The organism is Pseudomonas sp. S3_B11, from assembly GCF_054667715.1.
Genome location: NZ_CP162749.1, coordinates 4,919,425 through 4,945,389 on the forward strand (window position 1 = coordinate 4,919,425; position 25,965 = coordinate 4,945,389).

Genomic DNA, 25,965 nt, shown 5'->3' on the forward strand with positions numbered 1-25,965 from the left:
CGACAAGGGGGCATAACCCAGGCATGGCCGTGTCATGCCCGGCTGTAGTCCTTTTCTCAATCTTTTAAGTGAGTCGCCCGTACGCAACGATCAGGGCTGCCTCACAGGGAGTGACATCATGGCGAAGAGCTATGCAAAACCGACGCTCAAGGACTTTCCAGCCACTGGGGAAGTCACGATCAGCTTGTCAAAGGTAAAGACGTTGAGCGTGAAGATTCCGGATGCAGCTTTTGAACCGTACTCGAACGCCCGACTGACTCTGGGCGTCGGCTCGACGTCTCCAACTCCGGTAGGTGCGTTTACACCGCTGACCGAGGGCGAGGAAGGTACGCCCTGCAAGGATGTGACAATGACGCTAACCAATGCCGACTTGACAGCTTACATCGACAAATTGGTTGAGCTTCGTTACGAGGTTAGCTACGAGAGCTGGGATCCCGATATATCCGAGCCGCAAATGTTGCGGATCAAGGCGTAGTAGCCATCTCCTTGCGTTTGTCGGCTGGTAAGCGAGCAGCAACGCAGTATCTGTGTGGCGAGGGGATTTATCCCGCTGGGGTGCGCAGCAGCCCTGAAACCGACACCCCGGCGTGTCTGATTGAATGAATTGTCGCCTCAAGGGGTTGCTGCGCAACCCAGCGGGGATAAATCCCCTCGCCACAGGAACAGTGACTCACCTCATCTCAACTGACAGCAGCTAGCCCTGCGCCTGCGCCTCTTCATGGGCCTGGCGCAGCCGCTCGCGGCTGTTGGTCAGATGCAAACGCATGGCCGCACGGGCCGCCTCGGAGTCCTGGCGGGCGATGGCGTCGTAGATCTCCTCGTGCTCGCGGCTCAGGCGGTTCATGTAGCGCTGCTGGTCATCGTGGGCCAAACGCGCCGAGTTCACCCGGGTACGCGGAATGATGCTGGTACCCAGGTGAGTCATGATGTCGGTGAAGTAGCGGTTGCCGGTGGACAGGGCGATTTCCAGGTGGAAGGCGAAGTCCGAGGCCACCGCATCGCTGGCGTGGGCGGCGCTTTCGTTCAAGGCGTCGAGGGCGGCGCGCATGGCGGCCAGTTGCTCGTCGCTGCGGCGCTGCGCCGCCAGCCCGGCGGATTCCACTTCCAGGCTGATGCGCAACTCCAGGATCGCCAGCACGTCACGCAAGGTGACCACGGTGGCCGGGTCGATGCGAAAACCGCTCGGGCTCGGCGTGTCCAGCACGAAAGTGCCGATGCCATGGCGGGTTTCCACCTGGCCGGCCGCCTGCAAACGGGAAATCGCCTCGCGCACCACGGTACGGCTGACGCCATGGGCTTCCATGATCGCCGACTCGGTGGGCAATTTATCGCCACGCTTGAGCAGGCCGTCGCGAATCTGCTCGGTCAACACCGTCACCAGCTCCTGCGCCAGGCTGCGGCGCTTGCGGGGAAAGCGTGGTACTTCGATCGGGTTTTCCATGGGGTTGTGTCTCGGTAAACGGCTGAATGGCAACATCATAGCGCAACGTGGTTGTACGATCACCGTGGGTGCAGCGATGAGTCTTGGACAGGAACCGCGTCGCCTCCATCGCGAGCAGGCTCGCTCCCACACTAGAGCGGTTGCGTGCATTTGCATCCGGCTCACCACAAACCCCCTGAGGGAGCGAGCTTGCTCGCGATGGCGGTGGGTCAGCCACATCAATATCAACTGATACACCGCTATCGCGAGCAAGCTCGCTCCCACAGGTTTTGGGTGTTTATGCTGTCACGGTGCGCTCCACCAGTTGGCCATTTTCGATACGCACATGTCGCGGATGGAAACGTTTCAAACTGCTTCGGTGGCCGACGCTGACAATGCTCAGGCCCGGCAACTGGTCGATCAACGCCTGGTACAGCGTCGCCTCGTCTTCTTCGTCCATCGCCGACGTGGCTTCGTCCATGTACAACCATTGCGGTGCATAAAGCAATGCGCGGGCAAAGGCCAGGCGTTGTTGCTCGCCGGGCGAGAGCATGCGCTGCCAGTGGTTGCTTTCATCCAGCCGCGGGATCAGGTGCGGCAGGCGGCAGGTTTCCAGCACCTGGGCATAACGTTCGTTGGGATAGATATCGCCGGCCTGTGGATAACTCAATACCTCACGCAGGCTGCCAATCGGTAGATAAGGCTTCTGCGGCAGGAACAGGTAACGCGCGGCCGGAAGCCGGATCGTCCCGTGCCCTGCCGGCCACAAATGCCCCATCGCCCGCAGCAGGGTCGATTTGCCGCTGCCTGAACGGCCACTGAGCATCACCCGTTCGCCCGGCTCCACGGTCATGTCGGCGTTATCGAGCAGATGGCGACCGTCGGCCAGGTCCAGCCCCAAGTGATGAACCTTCAACCCATCGCCCTGGTTTTGCACATCGATGGCCGGCACACGGTCTTCGTTGTCGCTCATGGCCTGGCGGAAACTCAGCAGACGATCGCAGGTGGCGCGCCACGCGGCGAGGTCGGCATAAGCACTGATGAACCAGCTGAAATTCTCCTGCACATTGCCGAACGCCGAGTTGATCTGCATGAGCTCGCCCAGCTGGATCTTGCCGGCAAAGTAGCGCGGTGCAGCGACGATGAACGGGAAGATGATCGCGATCTGGCCGTAGCCGGAGGTGAAGAACGTCAGGCGCTTGGACACTCGCATGATGTCCCAGAAATTATGCCAGACCAGGCCGAAACGCCCGCTCAGGCGACGGTTCTCGTTCGGTTCACCGTTGTACAGCGCAATGCTCTCGGCGTTTTCACGCACCCGTACCATGGAAAAACGCAGGTCGGCTTCGAAGCGTTGCTGGTTGTTGTTCAGACCGATCAGGCGTCGGCCGATCAAGTGCGTCAGCCAACTGCCCACCGCCGCATACACCAGCGCGCACCAGAACATGTAGCCCGGGATGGTGTAGCCGAACACTTCGATGCTGCCTGACACGCCCCACAAAATGATCGAGAACGACACCAGGCTGACCACAGTGCGCAGCAATCCCAAGCCCAGGCTCAGGGTGTTGGTAGTGAAACTGTTGAGGTCTTCGGAAATCCGCTGGTCCGGGTTATCGGTATAACCGCCCTGCTCCAGCCGGTAGTAATTCTTGTCACCGAGCCAGCGGGCGAAATGCTGCTCGGTGAGCCAGGCCCGCCAGCGGATGGTGAGCATCTGCGTGAGGTACAAGCGGTATACCGCGCCCAGGATCGCCACCGCCGCGATGCCGCAGAAATACAGGATCAACTGCCAGAACGCCGCGCTGTCCTTCTCTTGCAGGGCGTTGTAGAAATCCTTGTACCAACTGTTGATCCACACCGAGATCGCCACGCTGAACAGCGAGAGTGCGATGACGGCGATCAACAGCGTCCAGGCCTTGCCCTTCTCCTCACTGCGCCAGTACGGCGTGGTCATTTGCCAGACACGGCGGAAAAACTGCCCGCGCACCGCGTCATTGACCGCGGAATATTCAGCGTTCTGATTCATGGTTAAGGCTCTATAAAAAAAGAACAGACTCGGGCCGATCATATAGAGCAACGACCCGATGTGTCGCGGGGGTGGACAACACCTGTTCAGCGCAGGTTCAGCGACGCACGGGACGCTTTTGCAATTTGCGCTGCAAAGTCCGCCGGTGCATGCCCAAGGCGCGAGCCGTGGCGGAGATATTGCCTTCGTGTTCGGTCAGCACCCGCTGGATGTGCTCCCATTGCAGGCGATCCACCGACATGGGGTTTTCCGGCACCAGGGTGTCGAGGTCAGCGTGCTCGGACAACAGCGCCGCCAGTACATCATCGGCGTCCGCCGGTTTGCACAGGTAATTGCAGGCACCGCGCTTGATAGCCTCGACTGCGGTGGCGATGCTCGAATAACCGGTGAGGATCACCACGCGCATCTCCGGATCCAGCTCCAGCAGCTTGGGCAGCAGTACCAAGCCCGAATCGCCGTCCATTTTCAGGTCCAGGGCGGCGTAGTCCGGCAGATCGGCCTGGGCAATGGTCAGGCCTTCTTCGGCAGAACCTGCGGTGCTGACGCGAAAACCGCGGCGGGACATGGCGCGGGCCATGACGCGGGTAAACGTGGCGTCGTCATCTACCAGCAACAGGTGCGGCAGCTCTTCGCCGTCGACTTGGATCTCGTCACTCATGTTTCGTCTCCTCGGTCGGCATGGGGCAGGCGCAGCTCGGTGAGCGTGCCGCCTTCCTCATGGGGGTAGAGTTTCACCGAGCCGCCGGCGCGTGTCACGCTGGCTTTGCTCAAAAACAGGCCCAGGCCGAAACCTTTGCCCTTGGTGGTATAGAACGGCTTGCCGATCTGCTCGGCAATCGCCAGCGGCACACCGGCGCCGTGGTCGCGAATACTGATGGTCAGCTCATAGGCATTCCAGTCCAACGCCACTTCCAGCCCTTCGGGGCAAGCGTCGGCGGCGTTGTTCAGCAGGTTCAGCAGCGCCTGGGTCAGGTCCGGCGGCGGTGCCATGCGTGGCACCGGGCCCTGGCCCAGGCGCTGGAAGCGATAACTGGCTTCCGGGCGCATCAGGTGCCAGCGGTTCAACGCCTCATCGAGCCAGTCGGTGACATCTTGCATGTCGATGGCCAGCCGACGATTGGCCTCGGCGGCGCGCACCAGGTACTGCAGGGTCTCCTTGCACAGCTTGACCTGGTCCTGCAGCACGCTGAGGTCCTCCTGCAACGCCGGGTCGTGGTGATCCTGGCGCATCTCCTTGAGCAGCACACTCATGGTCGCCAGCGGCGTGCCCAACTCATGGGCGGCGCCAGCGGCCTGGGTCGCCACGGCCAGCAATTGCTCGTCGCGCAGGCCCTCTTCACGGCGGATGGCCCGCAATTCTTCCTGGCGACGCAGCTCCTCGGCCATGCGCGCGGCAAAAAACGTGATGACCGCCGCGGCCAGGGCGAAACTCAGCCACATGCCGTAGATCTGCAGGTTTTCCCGGGCGATGGGGAAGGTTTCCAGCGGGTAGAACCGCGCCAGCAGCAAGGTGTACAGCGCCAGGGCGATACCAGACAGGATCAACGAAAAGCGCCACGGCAACGTCACCGCGGCGATGGTCAGCGGCACCAGGTAATAAGAGACGAAAGGGTTGGTGGAACCGCCGGAGAAATACAGCAGCGCGCTGTGGATAAACAGGTCGCCGGCCAGCTGTACGGCGTATTCCAGCTCAGTTACCGGCCACGAGGTGCGCAGGCGAATCGCCGTCAGCGCGCAGAGCACGCTGGAACAGACCAGGGTGATCGCCAATTGCAGCCAGGGCAGCGGCAGCAGGTTGAACCAATAGGCGAGCCCCACCGAGCCGGCCTGGGCCGCCAGGACCAGGATGCGGATGAATGTCAGGCGCCAGAGGTTCTGGCGAGAGGCGGATGTCATTTGCAAAGGGGCGAGCATGAGCTCTCCTGATGAGCGCTCCAGGCGAATCGCACGGAGTATAACCAAGGCGCGGCTTGCAGCGGCAGATATGCGGCAAAGCGCCACAGCCTCGAAATGACACACCCCCTGTCAATTGGACTCATGCACATCTGTATAGAAGTTGTAACTGTGCGAACCCACCCATAAAAGCTAGAGTCTTAACGTTCACGCAGGCCCGGACCTCACCCCTGCGCACCATCCCAAGGAGCTTTCATGCACACGTTCCGTCGCCCCGCCGCCCTGCTCGCCCTCAGCCTCGGCACCGCCGCCAGCCTGCCGGCCCTGGCCGCCGATGAGCTGCACTACAACCAGATTTCCCTGCGCGCCGAAGCCAGCCAGGAAGTGGCCCGCGACCTGATGATCGTCACCCTCTACACCGAGGAGCAGAACACCGACCCGGCCAAACTCGCCGCCGCCGTCAGCACCACGCTGAACAAAGCCATCGGCCAGGCCAAAGAGGTCAAGGACATCAATCTGCGCCAGGGCAGCCGCAACAGCTACCCGATCTACGACAACAAAGGCGGGAAAATCACCGGCTGGCGTGAGCGCGCGGAACTGCGCCTGGAAAGCGCCGACTTCGCCGCCCTGTCCAAACTCACCGGCGAACTGCTGGGTGACATGAAAATGGCCGGCATGGACTTCGCCATCGCCACCGCCACCCGCAAAACCAGCGAAGACGCCCTGCTCAAGGACGCCGTCAACGCCTTCAAGGCCCGCGCCCAACTGGCCACCGACGCCCTGGGCGGCAAGGGTTACAAAATCGTCAACCTGAACTTCAATACCAACGGTTATCCACAACCGTACATGCGCCCGCAGATGATGATGAAAGCCGCGTCCATGGATGCTGAGTCGGTGACGCCGGAAGTTGAAGCGGGCACCAGCCAGGTGACGATGACGGCGGATGGGGTGGTTGAGGTGTTGATGCAGTAACCCGCCCGATCGTTCCCACGCTCCGCGTGGGAATGCAGCCCGGGACGCTCTGCGTCCCTTTCCAAAGCCGAACGCGGAGCGTCCGTGGAGGCATTCCCACGCGGAGCGTGGGAACGATCATGACTAAGGTGCTGGGCTGACTGGCGCTTCAAGCTGATCCAACGCCTTGTCCACCAGCAACTGGCACAACTCCACCAACTGATGAATCCCCAACGCCACGCTGCGCCGCGTGCCCTCTACTTCGAAAGCCAGGTCCTCGGCCATGGCCTTGATGGAGGCCAGGGTTTCGGAGGTGCTGGTCAGTAGTGTGTCGGCGTCGGCCTTGGCGGTGACGGAAAACAGGCTGTCGATGCGCTGGTCGGTGCTTGGCTCTGGAGGCTTTGGGTTGAGGTAATGATTGAGGGCTCGCTCGGCGGCGGCGCGGTCTTTGAGTAGGTCTTCGATGGCGTCGAAACCGGAAAGGGGGTTGGTTTTGTTGAAGGGTGGGTCGGGGACTGACTTATCCATATGTAATACTCCTGTATAAAATTGGAGCCATCCTTGTGTCGTTTCCACGCGACAATAGGTGGCAGCGGTACGCGGGGTGGAAATACCGGTTAACAGGACCCGGCCAGACCGAAGTCTGCCCACGCACAGCCGCCAAGACGCAGTTTGCAGACGAAATGAGACGTCGGCAACACGATGTTCAGCCATGCACTGTTAAAAGGTTCAGGTTTCCACACCCGGTCGCTGAATGGCAGCGACGTCCAAAGGTTAGAGAGCCCACTTCCGAGCGGCAACCCTAAAAAGCTGTGGGATGTTTCGTTTCGTGGCAGGTGATCCTTCCGACACAAATGAATGACTCATCACACCTCCTGGCGCTGCAACCGCCGTGGCGAGGGAGCTTGCTCCCGCTGGGCTGCGAAGCGGCCCTTTTCAGCGTTGTGTGTATATCCGTTTTTTTGATGACGGCGACTAATGGTTCCGTCCTTATGTATGGACTCGCCTCCACTGTCTACCCGCTTTTCAACACTGCTACCCGGCTGCATCTATGTATAAGGCCTATTCGAGGAAGCCCATCTTTGGCTTCTGGCCAACATTGGTTGAGCTCGCGGTATGCCGATTACGTTCAGGCCTCGAAGGCCGGTAAGGGCGCAGGCATCGTTCCGCGACGGTCTGACCTGGGGTCAATGTTTTCTAGCAGGGGCTGGAGCGCTTTACGCCCCGGTGGCAGAACTCTGGTGATCTGTAACTTGTCGCAGCCGGCCGGCCTTAGGCCGGTTGGCTGTGATAAGTCTGGTCATTCTGTAGCAGCACCCAGATGATTCGTAGGTTGCGATTCGCTAGTCGTACCGCCGCTTCCTTACGTCCTAGCCGACTCAGCCAACGTTGCAAGCGACGATCGTCGGGCTGCTCAGAATCAGGACGTAGGTGCCTCAATACGGCGTGAGCACCCTGAACCATCAGGCTACGTATGTAACCATCGCCTCGTTTGCTCATCTTGCCCAGGCGAACCTTCTGCCCACTGCTGTTCTGATCGGGCACCATGCCAAAGTAGGCGGCGAACTGGCGTGCATCGGCAAAACGTTCGGGTTCGGTCTGCTTGGCTAGCATCGCTGTGGCGATGATCGGACCGACACCGCGTACCGTCATTAACCGTCTGGCGGTTTGATCCTGGTTCGCAGCGATCTCCAGGCGACCGGTCAATACGTTGATCCGCTCGCCTAACTGGCGCCATTCGCCCAGCAGCTCGTCGATGAGTTCGCGCAATATGTCTGGCAATGGTTGGGTGGCATCCTCCAGTATCCGAGGTAGGGTTTGACTGATAGCAACATCACCTTGTGCCAAGGCAACACCGTGTTCCATCAATAGCCCGCGCATCTGGTTACTCGTAGCTGTACGCCGACGCACATAACCCTGCCGGGCACGGTGTAATGCCTGCATGGCCAGTGCTGCAGCACTTTTGATGGGCACCGCTGTGATTTTGGTGTCCCGTCCCGCCCGTAAAATGGCCAGCGCATCGTTGCGATCATTTTTTGCGCCACTGCGGTGGTCGGCCACCAGCTGCGCCGGAAGAACTCGCGCCAGATTACCCTGCGCCTGCAGCTGTCGTGCCCATGCTTGAGCGCCGGGGCCGGTTTCCATCAGTACAACGATGTTTGCCGGCAGCTTGCGCAAGAATGCGTGGAAGGACTCACGCGACTTGATGCGTTCTTCATAAAGCACCTGGCCAAGAGCATCTTCGCCTACGACCTGAAATACCTGCTTGGCTAGATCGACTGCCACTGTCGTACAGGTCGACAGATCGGTTGAAGACAGGGACTGTTTAAGCGTCGTATTCTTTTTCATGGACTCGCCCTCGCTGTCGTTGGCTTCTTAGACTGCCACCGCGGCGCATTGACGCCTCGGCGTGGGCGAGTCCATCTAATTACGGCGGGTCACTTTCGAAAAGCGCGAAAGTAACCAAAGCGCTTCTGCCCCACCACTCGGCACCTCGCTTAGGCTCGGTGTGCCCTCACTCCGGCATTGCTCCGTGGGCCGCCGCGAAGGGCCATCCATGGCCCAGCGCGGCTACCTCGGCATCCATGCCGAGGTGCCCACGGATCAATGCCTGCGTTCGGCCATCGTGGTTAACGGGGCGCCCGAGATCAACGTCCACCGCGAGGCGGCCTAGTAGCCGACCTGGCTCTTGGTGAGACCGCGTTTCTCCTGTGGGAGCGAGCTTGCTCGCGATGGCGGTGGTTCAGTCACATGGATGTTGAGCTTGCTGGCCTCATCGCGAGCAAGCTCGCTCCCACAATTTTGATTGGGGACAGCCGAAGAAACAGGCCGGCTGTAAGGCCGCCTCGCGAGCAAGCTTTGCTCCCACAGGTCCTGCTCAAACAAATCTGATGGGTGTACGACCAGGAGAGCCAGGTCGGCTATAAGGCCTCCTCGCGGTGGACGTTGATCTCGAGCGCCCCGTTAACCATGCCTGCGCTCGGGCACACCGAGCCTAGGCGAAGTGCCGAGCAGTGGGGGCATGTAGCGTTTTGGTTACTTTTCCGCTTCTCGCCCTAAAATAATATTTGACATCATAAAAAACATCGAGCAACACTTGTCCACATATTATGGAATGTGGACAAGCAGAGATTTAACCGCCGTGAAAAGTCAAGATATTTTGCTCATGTACAAAATGGCGAGCCTTCACGCACAGGAGGAAGTGTCTCCGACGGGCAGCCAAACAGTGGCGTGGGGCGGCTTATCCCAGATTGACTTGCTGCCGGATGACTACAGCCCTGAACCCAGATTCATCACCTCCCCGCCGCCTGAAAGATCCTGGGACAACTTAGAGGTCGCCATAAAACGCATCATCGACGCAGACTCGTTCCAGTGGGAAGGTTGGGACGCCGACGATGACGCCCCCCAGAAAAGGACCGCAGCCAAATGGGAAGACCGCTACACCCTCAGGGCCCTGGCTGAATCCTTGGGCTTGAGCAAAAGTGAAATATCAAACTCGATCGCCCGGTGCCGGGAGGCTGGACTGGTGACAAACGACTATGAAACGTCCTTGCCCAAAGTGAACCGCCCTGCTCTTTTAAAGATCACCGAACACGCATTGAAGTACTTTTTCCCCGTCAAGCCTGGCGCCCTGGCACGAGGAATTCCAACCGGGTTTGCATCTCCGGTGCTTTCCAAACACCTCAAAAGCGCAGGAGGAAATATTCATGTCTGGCCGGACCCGCACGGCACCGAGCGTGGCCAGACCGTCGAGCCGATCTACAAGACAGTGCCTGAGGCCGTGAAGAACGATCGGACCCTCTATCACTACTTGGCCTTGGTTGACTCAATACGGTTGGGCGGACCTCGCGAAACCAGCGTCGCCATCCAACTGCTTAAAAAAGGGATGGGTCTTTGAGCATCGCCTCTGATCACAATTACGAGATATTGAGCGCCGTCGCGCAAGGGTTGAGCGACGAGCTTTTAAAAGAGGTCGCCTTCGTTGGCGGCTCGACCACCTGGCTTCTGTGCACTGACGAGATTGTGCTGGACGATATCCGCAGCACTGACGACGTTGACTTGGTGATTGAGCTAGGTGGCATCGCTGACTGGCAAAGACTGACAGAGCGCTTGGCCGATAAGGGTTTCAAGATTACCGCCGAGTACAGCGACGTAACATGCAGGTTCAAGTTCAACGATGTGATTGTCGACGTGATGCCCTCAGTGAAAGAGGTGCTCGGCTATGAAAACCGCTGGTTTGTGGATGGCCTGGCGAACGCAGACACGCTCACCCTGCCCTGCGGGATTGCGATCAAAATTTTCAAACCCGCCTACTTTGTCGCGACAAAGCTCGAAGCATTCAAAGGCCGCGGCAACGGCGATGCCTACCATAAAGATGTCGAGGATATCGTTCTCGTTGTAGACGGCCGAGAGAGTTTGCTAGAGGAGGTTAGCCAGGCAGATCAGGCACTACGAACGTATATTGCGACCGGCATCACCGGGCTGCTGGCACTCAATTCACTGGATTATGTAATACAAAGCTTCCATTCCGTCAGCGCAAACCCAGGCCGAGACAAACTGATTTATCAGCGCCTGAAACAGTTGGGCGACATCCAATGATCCACTCAGCCAGGTCTATTAAAGGTCGGGCAAGAGATGAGAACCGAGACGCTGTAGGAGCAAGGTTCGACGGAGCACGAGGGCTGTTTGTCGTCGTGGACGGCACGTCAAGACCAGGCAGTGGCCTGCTCGCACAGGCGCTGGTCAACCAAATACTCACACTGTATTGCGAGAAAGTCGCGCAGGGTTGTTCGGATAACAGCCATGAAGAAGCGGCGGCGTTACTCAAGGAGATATTGAATGACGTACACGACCGGCTTTTTTCGACAACCTTCGCAGGATCAGCGAGCTATCTGGTCGGTGTAGCCGCTGCAGGGCTCCTCACAATCGCTTACGAAGGCGACTGCTGCGCTGGCATAGCTTCTTCAAACAGCCCGGTCACCTGGTTCACAGCACCTCACTGTCTTGCCAACTGGAAGCGCGATCGTAACCATAGACAATTGGCAGCAGATCCAGGCCGACACCGAATAAACCGGTGTTTCAAAGCACGGAATAAACCAGATCCCGAGATAGTCACAAGGACGATCATTGAAGGTGAAAAACTGGTTTTTGCAACTGATGGCTTTTGGGCTGACTTAAGCGATGTGACGCAGGCCCGATTACTGGAAGTCGAGATGCTTGATCCCATCCATGTCGATGACGACGTCTCCTGGATAGTTGCGCAGATCCCGGCTTAGCCATCATCTCATTTAGGCCATCATCGCGATGGTTCCCTGCTTATCATTGCAGGTCACTATCTCTTAATAATTATTGGAATGATCATCGGCGAAGGCGGTGCGGGTGGATTGATAATGCCTTCGCTTTTCACCACCGATACACCTTTATTTTTAATCGCTTCGAACAAACGCTCCGTGGCCGCTGAATCAATATAACCACCCTCATCAATTGACGCGCTCAGCGCCAACTGACGCCGTCCTCGGTTAGCTGGAGCTGGCTAGTGCGAAAGCTGTTCTGAGCGCTGATAGATCCACGTGAGCGATTTCGACATATTTTAGAGCCTTGGCGTCCCCTCCCTGCACATACAGATCATTGACGGTCAGCGCATAAGTGCAGAAATAGTAGGTACCGGTGTTCGAGTCGGGGGTTTAGATGATCAAGGAACATCGACCTTCCCACCCCAACAATCAAAACCAATTAACGCTCTGTCAAATCAGATGGGACCTCCGCCCGATCGAACAAGTAAACATTTTCAACAGGGCAGTCGGGGTACACCCATTTAGCCCAGTTTTTTACTATCCACTCCCTTGAAAGCCCGCGTGTTTGAGGCAAGCAACTTTCAACTGGCAGACACACCACTAAAAGCCCCGACTTATTACCTGAGGCAACGGCAATAGAATGCCCATATTGTTCATCGGGAATATCAAGAACCATAAAATCTACAATTTCTTCATACGGCCAACGGGCAGGGAGTCGGAATATCTGCCCTCGGCTTATCGCTGGAGCCAAACTATCGACTAATTTAATACCGTTCATTACTTACCCCTCAAATCATGCTCTCTAGCCTTCCACCTTGAGTCAGGGACAGTCACCGAATCAAAATAAAACTCGCCAATGTGCTTTCCCGTCTTTTAGACCAGTAGAAAATAAGAGTTGCTCCTCATCGGCGTCCTCATGAAGCGTCCTCGACCTGAAGCGTCTATGAGTCGCATCCTTCTTCCTCAAGAGTTCGCCGAATTTTCACTGCCCAATACCGCTCTCGATGGGCGACGGTGCATGCCGGGATGCGCCGAACCAAAATCACCAAAACCCACCAACTCGAAACTCATTCTGCTCGTCCTCCGCCTACGGCAATTTCACTATAACGACCTCATCAGAACCTTTGGGCAGTTCTAGAAGGTACTTCCATTTTTCTAAGATCTTGCGCCACTCTTGCAAGGTAAACCTGCTTTCTGGCTGACCGGTCCATTCTTCGTTGACCAAAATATCAACCTGTACACCTGAGGCGTCCATGTTTAATAGGACATCATTTCCCCCTATACTTGTCGACTCCTGCGAACCCTCTTCAACCGAAGCGAGATAGGCCAGTAACTGGTCACAACGTTTCGGGGTTTGGGCGATAGCACCAAGGACACTACAGATATAAAGCTCATAGCGCTCCATATTTTCCTGTCCTGGAGTAACTTCGGCTACCGGATGAAATACATCTCCAGCTACCGGATGGAATCCCATTGCCGCATGATAAAACTTCAATTCCACGTTACGTCCCTCACATTTAAGGCTTGTACACAGGATAGACTGTTGTTCTGGGTGAAATATACCCTTGAACCGACACTCCCGACGGTGTTACAGATCGCCACATTGTACCCGTAACTACTTTACGAGGACTGTTCCACGCGGCATCCACTTCATGAACCAGCCTTTCCTTATCCCAAGCAGCAGGAAACATAGTATTCACCTCATTATTAGCGGGCTTCACAATCCACTGTCCTGGATTTCTTAGGTCAGGTACTTCGACGGTAGCCTCGTAGACGCCGTAGGGATCAGGTGCCGTTTGAGTCCCCGGCACTATCCTCACGTCACCATTCAACAAAGTATGACCACCGGTAGGTGTGCCGTTCGTTTTATAGTCCGCTCCAATAATATGGTCGTAATCCACTGGGCTGCTATACATATTCCCGGGTGACAAGTCCCCATCCACCGCAGGCGAAGTGGTGCTCCAGCCACCGTTACTCTCGATCGTACTCCCCCCGGTACTATTAGGCCCTGAAGGCAGTACGATGGACCCACCCGCGCTAACAGGATGAAGCGAGTCGTTATTTTCTGCCGGAAAATCCAGTAAACCATATTTAGGATCAAGCAAATGGACCGGAAAAGTAGTTTTAAAAATAAACAACCACAACTCTGCCGACAAGCTCAACTGTTGTTGCCCGGTGTAACCTGCCTCATCTAGAGATGATATGACTGAATTCGCCGCCACCCGCATGTTTTCTTGGTTTTGTGGCGAGCTTTCAGTTGACACCAACGCCGCCCCTAAAGCAGCAACGGCACCGCCGGCCAGCAGGGGTATTGGTACGAAACTCGATACTTCAGGATGAGGGTTCTGTAACCGCTGAAGCAACACCAACATCCCGTACGCCTGATCGGGATTTTGACCTGCAATATCGGCTATCTTTTTAGCAAGGGCCTGCACCTCAGCCGTTTCAGCACCTTTAGTAATGCCGCGTAATGCATCGCCCGCGGCTGCTTCCCTACGCTCGGCATCACGACTGCCTAACTGCCGTTTAAAGGCTCGGACGACAGTGACTTTGTTTGCATCGTCAAAACTATTGCCCACCGCAATATTCGCCGCACCGAAAAGCAGGTCCGTTAAAACATTTAACGACTCAAGACTGTTTTCGCCGTAGTTTTCAACGCTTTTTTCCCATCTATCGAGTGTCTTTTTCGGATTGAGTACAGCGTCGACAGAAGTACTGGACGCATACAGTTCCGTCCGATGCTCCTCATCCCGAGTCACCTCGTACGCCTTGCTTACATCCCGATTTAGCCCGGCGGTTGAGTCGGCACCCGTGACCTTGTCGTCACGCACCACAATCTCGCCTTCTCCCACCGTGGCACGAAGAATCTGTTCACGGTCCTTGTTGTAGTTGTAACCCTCGACCGACCAGCTGTTCTTTTCCTTACCCTCCATACCTTTGTTGGGCTTATCGGCTTGCGAGCCGCTGCCCATGTTGTAGCTACCGCCGACATTAAGGTAATAGCCATGCTCATTGTCTTTACCGGTGATATCGCGAGAGGCCAGGGTACCGGTATCGAGTTTCAGATTGCCGTTGTCCGCCGCCAATACCGCCCCGTCCAGTTGGGTGTGGTTCTCTGTGCGAATATCGACTTTGTTCGCGCCGCTGATGACGGTCTGGTTCTCGACCCAATTGGTTTTGCCGTTGGTCTGGCCGTAGCCCACCGAGCCGCTGACGGTGACGCCATAACTCACCGCCACCGTGAGGCTGGCGTCGAACTCTTTACCCTCGGCTTTGCCCGTATTCGGTACGGAAGTTACGGTGAGGTTGCGACCGACATCGCCGATGACTTCATCTCCACGCAGGGTGGCACCGGCGACGGTGGTGTCGCGAGCACTTTCGAAGTTCAGTTGGTTACCGGCGTAGAGGTACGCCTCCTGTTGCTGGACTCCTTCGCGCTCAAGGTTACCCAGGCCGATGTTGGCGCTGCCATAAACACCGATACCGTCTTGCCCGAGGATGAGGCCGCCTTCGGCGCCCCAGCTGCGTCGATTGCTATCACTGCTAGAGGCATTCTGTGCAGACAAAATTTTCAGGTCGTTGCCTGCCTTGAGCTTGATATCCCGCTCGGCAGTCGCCTCGGTACCAATCAAGGTCAGGTCATTTTTGGCGTCCAGGTTGATATCACCGCCGGCATTGAGCCGCGTCGCGGTGGACGTGCCCTGCATCGACTCATCTTCGCCGCCGGCGGCGCTCAGACCTACGCCCAGTTTGAAGCCACCGGTGGTTCCGCCCTTCACACCGCCTTTGCTTTGGGTTTGATGACTATCTGTACTTTGCGCACCGTGAGCCACGTCGAGTGTGATATTGCGCCCACTCACGTTGATATCACGCCCGGCGTCGAGCCGGCCGCCACTTGCGCTCACATCATTACCAGCCTCAAGGCTGATGTCGTTGCCTGCCGAAAGACTGGAAGAACGATTGCTCACCGATGTTTGGGTCTGGCTCTGGCTGGTACTTGAACCGCCGATGTGTCCATCGAATTTAGGACCGCTGAAGAATTGATCGAGGGCATCAACGGTTTTCAAAACGCTCGATGTTTTACTGACGCCATCTTCGCCTTTACCCGTTCCGCCCAGGGCATCTATCGTATTTCCTATGTTATAGGCGACAGTAGTCGTGGTGCCGTTACGCTTTACACTTTCAGTGGTGGTAACTTGATTGCGCTCGTTGACGGCAAGGATGTTGATGTCGCGTGCCGCTTTCAACTTGATGTCATTGTCAGCCTGGAGGTCGGACCCCAGTTGATTGATATCGCGTTTGGCATCAATCCGTACATCATGCCCTGCTTCGACAAGGCTACCTGCCGCCGTATTGCCGTCGGTATCACGGCCTTTCTTGATCGTTTCATTGCCGACGAACGTGGTGTAACCGTTGTTGTCGACGTCCTGCTTGATGCCGTAGCTTTTATCAGTTTTCCATTCATTGCTTCTGCGCTGATTGGTACCTGCGAGTATGTTCACGTCACGTCCGGCATCAAGCGTCGCATTTCGGCCGGCGCTGACGCCGCTGCCAACGATATTGATGTCTCGGGCCGCGTCCAGTACGGCATCGTTCCCTGCGTTGATCTGACTCCCCACGCTGGTGCTGCTGACAACTTCTCGGCCTTTTTTCTGCGATGAACTCAGGGTGATATCCGCCCCCGCCCCCGGCGTACCGGCGAACAGACCGACCGTGTCCTTGAGGGACAGGCCAACCTTTTTCTTGTATTCCTCGGTTCGGCTATAAGCCCTGTCATCTGCTGCGGTGAGATCGATATCGCCTGTTTTATCGATCAGACCGGCGTGCAGCTCAGCATTGTTTTTCGCGGTGATTTCACTGGCCTGCATTGCGATGTCATGGCCGGCAACGAGGACTACATCGTTAGCAGCGCTCAGCTCGCTGCCCACTTGAGTCACATTGGTTTGCAGTTGGCTCTTGCCACTTTTGGACAGGCCAAACAAACCAGTCTTTGTCTTTTTACTGTATGCCCCGCTTTCTTCGGTAGCGGAGAGCACCGCCACGTCATTGGTGGCGCCGACGATCAAGTCACTCCCAGCCTTCAATTCGCTGCCCATGACCGTGACATTTCGCCCACCATTCAGACTGACGTTGCCGTCTCCGTCCATAGCTGTATTGACGGTGAGATCTCTTCCTGCCTCGATGACAGACGCCACATTAGTACTGCTGTAACTTTGCCTCTCAGTCGTTTTGCTACGTCCGAACGAACCTTTCTTCTTCTTGTAGTAATAAGAGGAAGCCTCGTCTTGCGCGGAGGCGATGACGACGTCTTGATCGGCATTCAGGCTGACATCATCCGTGGCCTTGATCCGGCTAGCGATGATGCCGAGGTCATTACCCGCATTCAGTGCGATGTCGCGGCCTGCATTTAATACCGACGACTGCTGGGTGATGCTATGCGTTTCATTCGCCCGTCTTTTGCTGCGCGAGACGTAATCGCTTTCGTTGGCGGCCGAGGTGATGACAATGTCATTACCGGAATCGACGATGAGATCACGCTTGGCATCCAATCGACTGGCGACAACCGCGACATCACGGTCGGCACTGATCGACAGGTCCCGTCCGGAAGTCACTTCGGCTGCATGTTGGGTAATGGTCTGGTTGAGGAAGTTGCTGCCACGAGCGTCCGTGCGACGATCCTGAACCGAGGTGATATTCACATCCTGGCCAGCGATTAGCTTGAGGTCTTCCCCGCTTCGCAATACCCCACCAATATTGTTGATGTTGCGCCCTGCATCGATCTTCAGATCATTGGCCGCCTCGATCCGCGCGGCGCTGTTCAAGACATCCCGGTGCTGAAGCGTCCCGCCGTAGTTGGTGTCAAAACCATATACGTCCCGCTGATTGATCACGTCGCCTTTGGTGGCGGTCAAGCTGACGTCACGGCCGGAAATAATACCTCCGCCACTGTTGATGATGTTGTTACCAGCCTTGAGCGTCAGACGCTCGCCGGCCTCGATCAAACCGCTATTGGTGAGGTTGTTGCCCGCTTCGGCCGATAGATTGTTCGAAGCTCGTAGCGTGCCGGCGTTGTTTAGATCCGCACCGGCAATCAGGGTTACATCACCGCCCTGGACCAACGCACCGTTGGGTGCCAGGCGATTGTTGGCCTGGGCCATGTACAGCACCGGCACCAGCACTTTCTCTCCATTCACCTCATGCTCTTCGAGCCAGACGATGTCATGCGTCAAGGCCGCCACTTGCTGGGAGGTCAAGGTCACACCCAAGGACAGGTTGAGCTGCTCCTTGCTGGCCACAGCGTTGTTCATCAGATATTTGAACATCGCTTCGTCAGAGGTCTGGCCATCAATCCAGCGCTGGCCGGTGCGGGCGACTACCGCTTGTTGCACCAACCGCTGTTCGAACAGGCCATCGCCAAGACGCTTGGCGCTGGTGTCCGGGTCGTAACCCAGTTTGTCCAGCAGGTAGTCCGAACTCATGAACTGCTTGAGGTCGGTCAGCGCCGGGTTGGTTTCGATCAGGTATTTTTGCGGGTTGGAGCGCACGCTGGTGTCGGGAAGCCCCTGGACGCGCGGCACGTCGAACGCGCCCTTGTCACGATTGGGCAACAGCACGCCCACCGGGCCATCGCTGGCGCTCGCGTTGACATTGATCAGGGCTGCCTTGTCGTCAAGGTTCAACGACGGACGAGCGGCCAGGATCAGGTCGCGCTTGTTTATTGCAACTGGATTGTTCTGATCGAACTGCAAAGCAGTGGCGGGTCTCGCTGGATACTCGACAGAGCGCTCGGCGGTCGTGCCGGCAACCGAACCAATGGTTCGGCCTTCGCCTGGCACATTCCCCTGCTCGCTTGCGCCCTTCCCGTTGAGGCGGAACAGGCCATTGTTGCCTACCGGCAGGGTGAAGCCTGGCAGCGCCAGCGGGTTGACTTGCTGTTGAGCCAAGTCCGGTGGCAATTGCGGGTTCAAGAACACGATGGTCGGTTTGACGGCGCTGTTGACGCCTGTATCAGCCGAGGCCTTGGCCGTGCCATCAAAGTTGGTGTAGGGGTTGAGGTTACCGTTGTTGATGGTGGTTTTAGCGTTGATTTCTACAGCTTGTCCAGCCTGCACGATGGACGAAACGCTGCCGCCGCCGTTGGTGAAAATACGGTCATCTTTTTTCAGCTCGCCAGACAAGATTTGGGTAGGTATCGCGACTTCAGAGCCAATTCCGAACTTGGTGTTGACTGTGTTGAGCTTTTGTTGGCTAAGCACGGCGTAATCCCAATGCGTTCCGCCCTTGTCCGGCTCATGCCAACTTATGATGTAATCATATTGATTTCTTGAGTTTTGATCGGCGTAACGTTGCAGATCTTCACTAATCCAACTTATTCGCTTACCAGGCAATCCACCCAGTTTGTAGATTCGTGAACGGGTGAAGCTGCCAGACTGAAGTCCAAAATTATCGAAGGTATCGACATCAAGCTTGATATTTTTGCCCGCAGAAATCAGCGATGCGGTATTGGTGAAGGCTCCGACGTTTCCGGTCAAGTTACCGGCTACGGTGAGAGACGCTTGCGGACCGGAAATAGTCGATGTCGACTCAAAGCTCTCGTTAACATAGAACGTTCCCGCCCCATCGAACGTGATGTCGCCGGAGATGAATTTCTCTTCGCCAACCACGCCTTCGGTTTTATTGTTGAAACTATTCGCCGATAACGAAAAATCACCATCAACATTAATAGATGCGGCGAGGTTGTTGACGTTATTGGCACGACCACCATCCCTTCCAGCGATCGTCAGATTGCCAATGCTGTAAATATCGCCAGTCTGGTTGGTGAGGTCGTTGGCGAAGAGATTCATGTTGCCACGGCTGAAGATCAGCCCAGTGTTATTGGCCAGGCTGGCCGTCTTGATCGTGAGTTCCTGGGCGGCGCCGAGCGTACCGGTGTTGCTCACCGCTCCAGCGTTGAGTATCAAGTCGCCATTGGACGTCAGGCGACCACCGACGTTATTCAGCAAACCATCCACGTTGATGGTGCCGAGTCCACCTGAGCCGATGCTCGAAACGCTCGTCAAACCGAGTTGTGCTGCTTTCAACGTCAAATTGCCCAGGCTGCTCACGCGACCATTGCCGCTGTAGCCGCCAGTCAACTGGATATCCAGGCCACCATCGCTGGCAATCAACCCGTCGTTAATCCAGTTTCCCCCTTTGCCCACAAGTTGGTTCGCGGCTAACAATTGTCCGCTGGCAGTCTGGGTGAAGTTGTTGACGTTGACCGTCAGGCGTCCGGCCTGGATCACGCTGCTGTTGGTCCAACTGCTTGCGTTCAGCGTCAACCCACCCCGGGTCAATAACGAACCACCGGCATTCATGACGTTGGCCGTGGAAATGCCGAACTCACCCTGGCCAACGTGTGTGACGGTCCCTCCTGCGTTGAGCAAGCTCGGTGCTGCGAGGGTAAGGTCCGTATTGGCGGATTCCAGCAGACCGTTACGGTTATCGAACAAGCTACCGATCTGAAAATCGGTCTTGCCGCTGTTACCCAACGCCCGCAACTTCCCACCCTGGTTGTCGAGATTGGCGGCTCGCACTGCCAGAGTGGTGGCGCTTTCTACCAGGCCGCCATTGTTGGTAAGGCTGCCATTGACGCCAAGTTCGATATTGCTACCGCTGATTTGACCGGCGTTATTGTTCAGCGACCCGGCCGCGACACTCACCCGTCCCTTGGCGTAGATTCCGCCGCCGCCATTGTCCAAAACATTAGCACCCGCATCGAGCAGGATGTCGCCAGTGTTGGCCGCGATACGGCCGGCGTCAGTGTAAATGCCGCCCAATGCTCGCAGGTCAAGGCGGCTGCCTTCGAGCTTGCCGCCCTGGCCGTTGCGTAGCACTCCGGTCAGGCGAGTTTTTAACAGGCCCTTCAAACTGGACAGCACGCCGCTCCGACTGTCGAGGCTGGCGGCAGTAAGGTTCAAGTCGCCGGTCTGGGCGATGATTTTACCGCCCTGGTTGTCGATGGCGCCGTTACCCGCGTTCACGCTCAGGGCGCTGTAGCTCTGCACCGCGCCATTGGCATTGTTCAATCCCGCGGCGGTAAGGGTCACGTCAGCGTCACGACTGGAAATCAGGCCATCGGCATTGTTATGAGCAATGCCGCCAACGGTGAGATTCAATTGGCCGATGGCCGAAACTGTCCCGCTTTTGCTGTTGTTCAAGTCGCCAGAAGTCAGCAAGCTCAATAGGGACTGGCTGATCAACTGGCCGCCCTGGTTATCGACGCCACTGGCGCGCTTGATGACCAGTGGGCCGGTACTGCCAAGTGCGCCATTGACGTTCGTCAGGGCACCAAGCAAGTCGAGGGTGACGCTGTCTGCCCCCACCAGGCTGCCGCTGGTGTTATTCAGTTCAGACCCCGTGAAGGCCAAGGCTTTGCTGGCGGTGACACGGCCAGATGTATTATCCAAACCGGCCGCACGGATATTCAGGGTGTCACCGCTTTCGATCAGGCCGCCCAAGGTGTTGGTAAGGGTGCCACCGGCGAAAGTCAGCGTCTGTTTGCCGCCGCTGGTCACGATACCGCTGCTATTGTCGAGGCTGGCCGCCGTGATGCTCAGCTCGCCCTTACCCGCCAGACCGCCTTTGCTGTGGTTGATCAACGCGCCGCTGAGGTCAATGGTCAGGTTACCGAGCAAACTGGAAACCGTACCTTCCTGACTGTTATCGAGCGAGCCGCCGCCGACCGTCAGCCCATTCCAGCCGGACACCAAGCCGCCTTGGTTTTTCATTTCGACGGCGGTGAGGCTTAATCGATCATTACTGATCAGGTTACCGCCGCGGTTATCCAGGCGGTGACCGGTCAGGCTATAGCTGTTGACGCTGGAGATTTCGCCTATCCGGTTATTGAGGTCACGCAGATGAGCGATGTTCAACACGCCTTTGGTGTTGATCAAACCATTGCGATTATCCAGATCTCCCGTTGCCGGCCCCAGATCAATGTCGATGCCCGAGCCGCCCAACAGCGTGCCGCCGACGTTGCTCAGACTGATGCTGTCGAGATTCAGTTGTTGCTCAGCCTTGATCGTGCCTTTGTCGTTAGTTAGCAATCCACTAACGGTCACGCCAAGATCGCTGTCACTGAGCAATACACCGCCACCGCTGTTATCCAGGCTGGCTGCGCGGATTTGCAGCGCGGCAGCCGCGATCTTGCCTTTCACCGACGTCAGCGCGTTGTCGATAGTCAGGGTGAGCTTTTGATTGCTGAGCAACTGTCCGCCGCTGTTGTCCAGCGATTTGGCGACCAGATCGAAAGCCAGGTCGCTGGAAATTTCACCGCCGCGGTTGTTTACCTCACCTAGATTTTTCAGCAACAACTGGCCCGGCGCACCGATGAAGCCGCCCTGGTTATTTAGCCCGCCACCGTTCAAGTCGACACTCAAGTTGCCCTTGCTGAACAACTGACCGCCCTGCTGATCGAGACCCTGGATAGTGGCCACCAACGAATTGGCAGCGCCTAAGCTACCAGCGGCATTAGTCACCTGACCGGCGCTTATTTCCAACTGGTCGCCGGAATACATACTGCCTTGGCTATTGTTCAGCGCACCGGTGGTGATGTTCAGTTTGCCCTTGCTGCTCAGGGTGCCTTTGTACTGGTTGTCCAGCGCACTGCTGGTGATCGTGAGCGTCGTGTCGGTCAGCAGTTGGCCGGCCCGGTTACTGACGGTATCGCGGGTTTCGATAGCCAAGGCCTTGGCGCTGGAGGCTGTGCCGCCGTTGTTGCTCAGGCTTTGGGCATTGATCGTTAGCAAGCCTTCGCTGAGGAGGCCGCCTTGATCATTGTTCAGATCCGAGGAGAGATTGATCGCAAGGTCACGCTGAGTGATGAGCCTGCCGCTGTTTTCCAGCGTTTTCCCCGTCAGCGTCAGCCCCGTGTCGCCGGACACGAGCCCCTTGTTGCGGTTGATGATCTGCCCCACGGTCAAGGCAAGGTTTCCGCCAGCCAGGATGTAGCCGCTGTCGCTGTTATCAAGCCAGGCCCCCGTCAGGGTCACGTCGGCCTTGCTCGACAGTTCGCCGGTGCGGTTATCGAGACGATCAACGGTCAGCGCCAGTGCTTTTGTCGCACCCACCAAGCCCTCTTGGCGGTTATCCAACTCGGCCGCTTTGATCGTGAGACCGTTATCAGCGATGACCACGCCTGCCTGATTGTCAAAAAAACTGGCGATGGTGAGATCGACATCTCCACGACTACGAATGTCACCGTTAGCGTTGTTCAGAGTGGTGCTGCGGCTGTCGAGGCCGGCGGAGGCGATCAATCCTTTTATGTTGCTGAGTGCCTGATCGATGACGAAGGTGAGCTTTTCATTGCTCAGTAATTTTCCGCCATCGTTGTTCAGGCTCTGCGCATTGATGCGCCAGGCTTTTGCGCCGGAAATTTCCCCACCGCTATTGTTCACCTCATTGAGATTTTTAAGAAGCAATTGACCCGGTGTATGAAGATTGCCGCGCTGGTTGTTCAGCAGACCATGGTTGAGATCCAGGGTCAGGTCGCTGTTGCTGAAAAGCTCGCCGCCATCCTGCTCCAACGAGGTGACCGACACCTGAAGCTGTTGTTGGCTACCGATTTTCCCACCCGAGTTGTCGAGATGCGCCGCTGTTAGCAATAGCGTGCCGTCGGTGGCGAGACTGCCGCCCTGACGATTCTTCAATTCACCGGTGGTCAGTGTTGAATTGGCCTTCGCGCTGATGAGGCCCTGGTCACTGTTGTCGAGGCTGGCGCTGTTGAACGCCAGGCCTTTTTGCGATGCGATCAGGCCGCCCTGGTTAAACACTGCGCCGACGGATGTGAGTGCCATCGCCTCAAGGCTCGACAATTTGCCAAGGCGATTGTCGAGGCGGCCAGCGTTTAAAGTCATTTGACCTTCACTGCTGAGCAGGCCTAGCTGGTTGTCGAGGGTGCCATCGAAGTTCAGCCCCAGGCTGCCCTGGGTGACAATCCGTCCGCCGATATTGCTCAGTCCGACGCCGCTAAGCGTGCTCGCACCTTTGCTGAAGATCAGACCATTGGTGGCGTTGATGATCTGCTCGACCTTCAGGCCCAGCGTGGTATCGGACAACACCTTGCCGCCCTCACTGTTGTCCATGCGAGTGCCCTGGATGTGCAGATCCAGTTGGCTGGACAGCGAGCCACCGCGATTGTCGATTTGATCGACGTTCATTGTCAGCGTCTTGAGTGATCCAACCAAGCCATCCTGGCGGTTGTCCAGACGCTTACCGGTCAAGAGCAAATTGCCCTCGGCCACCAGCTCGCCGCCCTGTTGGTTCAAGGTGTCGACGGTCGCTTCGATATCGCCCTTGCCGGAAATCCGCCCGGCATCGTTCGCCACTTCTTTGGCCTTCAGGTTCATCGCCCCTGTCGAAGTGAGCAGCCCCCCATCACTGTTATCCAGCGAGTTACCTTCGAACGCCAACGCGGCCTTGCTTTCGACGCGGCCCTTGGCTCGGTTGTCCAGTTCATCGATCAACAGTTTCGCGGCCTGATCGGCGCGAATGAGTCCTCCACGGTTATCGACACTGGCGCTGTTGATGGCCAGGGTATTGAGGCTGGAAATTTTGCCGGTGCGGTTATCCAAGCGAGTGGCTTGCAGATCCATCGCACCATTGGCCTGGATCAGGCCTTTCTGATTGTTGAGCTGAGCGCCGACACGGGTGGTCAGCGCTCCCTCACTGGTCAGCTGACCCTGCTGACTGTTGTCGAGCTGCTGCGCCCGAACGGCCAGAGCCTGTTTTGCGCCGATCTTGCCGTTGCTGTTATTGATCGTGACGAGCGCGGTGAGATCCAGGAGACGCCCAGCCGTCATCAAGCCTGAGACGTTATCCAGCGACGTGACCGTCAGTACGGTATTGGTTTGGCTGGAGAGTTCGCCGTTCCTGTTAATGAGCTGCCCGACGTTACCACCGATATTACCGCTGCTGATGACACCGCTATTGTTCAGGACCTGACCGGCGTTGAGGTTCAAGGTGTTGTTGCTCAGAACGCGTCCGGTATTGCGGTTATCCAACGTTCCGACGTTGATTACGGCGGCTGATCCGTTGAGCGTCCCGCCTTGGTTGCTCAAAGTCTGTGCGACGTTGACCGTCAGATTCCGACTCGCGATCACGCTCTTGCCGTTGTTATTGAGCGTCTGCGCCGTGAGGCTCACATCACCCGTCGCATTGCGCGTAGTGTCAGCATTGACCCCCGCTTCAATAATCCCGTTATTGCTCAGTTGCCCACCCGCATTCAGCGTGATGCCGTCCCGCGCCGCGAGGGTTTGCTGGTTGCTCAGGTTGCCTTGGGTCTGGGCGTTCAGGCTGGTGCCGGCGTAGACCGCCCCTTGGGCGTCGAGGCTGGCGGCCTTGACGTTGATGGCGCCGCTGGCCGAGGTCTCGGCCAGGCTCAAGTGACCCATGGCATCGAGCTGAATATCACCACCACTGGCGATGAGTTTGCCGTCCAGCTTCACGCCAACGCCGGCTTCGGTGCCCACCAGCTTGATAGCGCCTGCGTACATGCCGCCCAGGGCCGAGGAGTCGATGGCCAGTTGCGGTTTGGCGCTGCCGTCGTCGGCACGGGCGGTGGCGTTGAGGGTGTCGGCGTTGACGTCGTTGCGACCGGCCACGATGGCCAGGTTCTTGGCCTGGATCTCGGCGTTGATCTTGGCGCTGCGGGTGATGATTTCAAAATGATCGACATTGTTGGCATTGAGGCCCGCGCCTTCAATCGCGACGCTGCCCTGATCCACTTGGTAGCGGTTCAACTGGCCGTTTTCCACGATCGGTTTGCCGGTGCTCAGGGTCACTTTCGGGCTGTTAATGAATCCGCAGCCATTGCAGGTGATGCCATACGGGTTGGCGACGATGACGTGGGCCGACTGCCCCGCCACTTCGGTGTAGCCGCGCAACTGGCTGGGGTTGCCGCCGTTGACCTCGTTGAGGATGGTGGTGGCGGCTGAACCCTGGAGGTTCGGGTTGCCGAGGATGATCCCGCCTAACTGTGTGGACTGGGTGCGGGACGTGGCGTTGTTGAGGATCACGCCGTTGCTGCCGACGTTGTAATCGGTGAACTGGTTGTGGGACAAGCCGTTGCCGTTGGGCTTGGCGATGTTGACGATGGGCACGCCGTTGCCCGCCCGATCCAGGCCGGTGCCCGGTGCGCTGACCACGATGCCGTCGGCCTGGGCCCACATGGGTTGCCAGAACATGACGTTGGCCAACAGGAACGCCAGGCCGCGCTTGGGCATGCCGAGAAACCGCTCACGGTTTTTCAGGGCAGCAGAAGGTTGGCGGGCCAGGAAGGCGTGTTGGCGGTCGTCCATGATCGGGTCTCGTTGCAGCGCAATTTAAGAAGGTCATCCGTG

Annotated in this window: 16 protein-coding genes; 6 read left to right on the forward strand and 10 right to left on the reverse strand. The window is 57.4% G+C overall.

From position 1 onward, the window contains the following. The first annotated feature begins 118 nt into the window (after window positions 1-118). Window positions 119-475, forward strand: coding sequence for a hypothetical protein (locus AB4O22_RS22280; RefSeq protein ID WP_100264347.1), 357 nt, complete (start codon window positions 119-121; stop codon window positions 473-475). Between the two features lie 219 nt (window positions 476-694). On the opposite strand, the gene AB4O22_RS22285 is transcribed toward AB4O22_RS22280, so the two are convergent. The 4 genes from AB4O22_RS22285 to AB4O22_RS22300 form a co-directional block, all read right to left on the reverse strand. After that, window positions 695-1,441, reverse strand: coding sequence for a FadR/GntR family transcriptional regulator (locus tag AB4O22_RS22285; protein WP_003197797.1), 747 nt, complete (start codon window positions 1,439-1,441; stop codon window positions 695-697). 277 nt (window positions 1,442-1,718) lie between these two features. Further along, window positions 1,719-3,446, reverse strand: coding sequence for an ABC transporter ATP-binding protein/permease (locus tag AB4O22_RS22290; RefSeq protein WP_003197795.1), 1,728 nt, complete (start codon window positions 3,444-3,446; stop codon window positions 1,719-1,721). Window positions 3,447-3,543: 97 nt separating this feature from the next. Beyond that, window positions 3,544-4,104 carry a response regulator transcription factor gene (locus AB4O22_RS22295; RefSeq protein ID WP_003177957.1) on the reverse strand — a complete coding sequence of 187 codons (561 nt, stop codon included), beginning with the start codon at window positions 4,102-4,104 and terminating at the stop codon, window positions 3,544-3,546. Then, window positions 4,101-5,360 (reverse strand): ATP-binding protein, encoded by a 1,260-nt coding sequence (locus AB4O22_RS22300; protein ID WP_003197792.1) that lies wholly within the window; start codon window positions 5,358-5,360, stop codon window positions 4,101-4,103. Before AB4O22_RS22300 ends, AB4O22_RS22295 begins: the two co-directional genes overlap by 4 nt. Before the next feature lie 234 nt (window positions 5,361-5,594). On the opposite strand from AB4O22_RS22300, the gene AB4O22_RS22305 reads away from it, so the two are divergent. Continuing rightward, the gene (locus AB4O22_RS22305) at window positions 5,595-6,311 is read left to right on the forward strand and encodes an SIMPL domain-containing protein (protein ID WP_003197790.1); all 717 of its coding nucleotides are present in this window, start codon (window positions 5,595-5,597) and stop codon (window positions 6,309-6,311) included. Window positions 6,312-6,434: 123 nt separating this feature from the next. On the opposite strand, the gene AB4O22_RS22310 is transcribed toward AB4O22_RS22305, so the two are convergent. Both AB4O22_RS22310 and AB4O22_RS22315 read right to left on the reverse strand, forming a co-directional pair. After that, window positions 6,435-6,818, reverse strand: coding sequence for a DUF6124 family protein (locus tag AB4O22_RS22310; protein ID WP_460097181.1), 384 nt, complete (start codon window positions 6,816-6,818; stop codon window positions 6,435-6,437). Window positions 6,819-7,562: 744 nt separating this feature from the next. After that, a complete protein-coding gene (locus tag AB4O22_RS22315) occupies window positions 7,563-8,594 on the reverse strand; it encodes an IS110 family RNA-guided transposase (RefSeq protein ID WP_124356368.1) in 1,032 nt (343 codons plus the stop codon). Between the two features lie 205 nt (window positions 8,595-8,799). On the opposite strand from AB4O22_RS22315, the gene AB4O22_RS22320 reads away from it, so the two are divergent. The 4 genes from AB4O22_RS22320 to AB4O22_RS22335 all read left to right on the forward strand — a co-directional run bounded on the left by AB4O22_RS22320 (window position 8,800) and on the right by AB4O22_RS22335 (window position 11,566). Beyond that, entirely contained in the window at window positions 8,800-8,964 is a 165-nt protein-coding gene (locus AB4O22_RS22320) for a hypothetical protein (protein ID WP_460106128.1), read from the forward strand. A 441-nt stretch (window positions 8,965-9,405) separates the two neighbouring features. Then, window positions 9,406-10,188 (forward strand): MarR family transcriptional regulator, encoded by a 783-nt coding sequence (locus tag AB4O22_RS22325; protein WP_460097743.1) that lies wholly within the window; start codon window positions 9,406-9,408, stop codon window positions 10,186-10,188. Beyond that, window positions 10,185-10,889: a hypothetical protein gene (locus AB4O22_RS22330; RefSeq protein WP_460097182.1), complete on the forward strand. Its 705-nt coding sequence runs from the start codon at window positions 10,185-10,187 to the stop codon at window positions 10,887-10,889. Before AB4O22_RS22325 ends, AB4O22_RS22330 begins: the two co-directional genes overlap by 4 nt. Next, window positions 10,886-11,566 (forward strand): PP2C family protein-serine/threonine phosphatase, encoded by a 681-nt coding sequence (locus AB4O22_RS22335; protein WP_460097183.1) that lies wholly within the window; start codon window positions 10,886-10,888, stop codon window positions 11,564-11,566. The genes AB4O22_RS22330 and AB4O22_RS22335 overlap by 4 nt, the downstream gene beginning before the upstream one ends. Window positions 11,567-11,622: 56 nt before the next feature. Here AB4O22_RS22335 and AB4O22_RS22340 read toward each other — a convergent pair whose 3' ends face one another. The 4 genes from AB4O22_RS22340 to AB4O22_RS22355 form a co-directional block, all read right to left on the reverse strand. Further along, window positions 11,623-11,793: a hypothetical protein gene (locus AB4O22_RS22340; protein WP_460097184.1), complete on the reverse strand. Its 171-nt coding sequence runs from the start codon at window positions 11,791-11,793 to the stop codon at window positions 11,623-11,625. Window positions 11,794-12,023: 230 nt separating this feature from the next. Continuing rightward, a complete protein-coding gene (gene imm45 / locus AB4O22_RS22345; protein WP_460097186.1) occupies window positions 12,024-12,362 on the reverse strand; it encodes an Imm45 family immunity protein in 339 nt (112 codons plus the stop codon). 309 nt (window positions 12,363-12,671) lie between these two features. Continuing rightward, a complete protein-coding gene (locus tag AB4O22_RS22350; RefSeq protein WP_460097187.1) occupies window positions 12,672-13,085 on the reverse strand; it encodes a hypothetical protein in 414 nt (137 codons plus the stop codon). A 16-nt stretch (window positions 13,086-13,101) separates the two neighbouring features. Further along, window positions 13,102-25,923, reverse strand: coding sequence for a hemagglutinin repeat-containing protein (locus AB4O22_RS22355; protein WP_460097189.1), 12,822 nt, complete (start codon window positions 25,921-25,923; stop codon window positions 13,102-13,104). Between the last annotated feature and the right edge of the window lie 42 nt (window positions 25,924-25,965).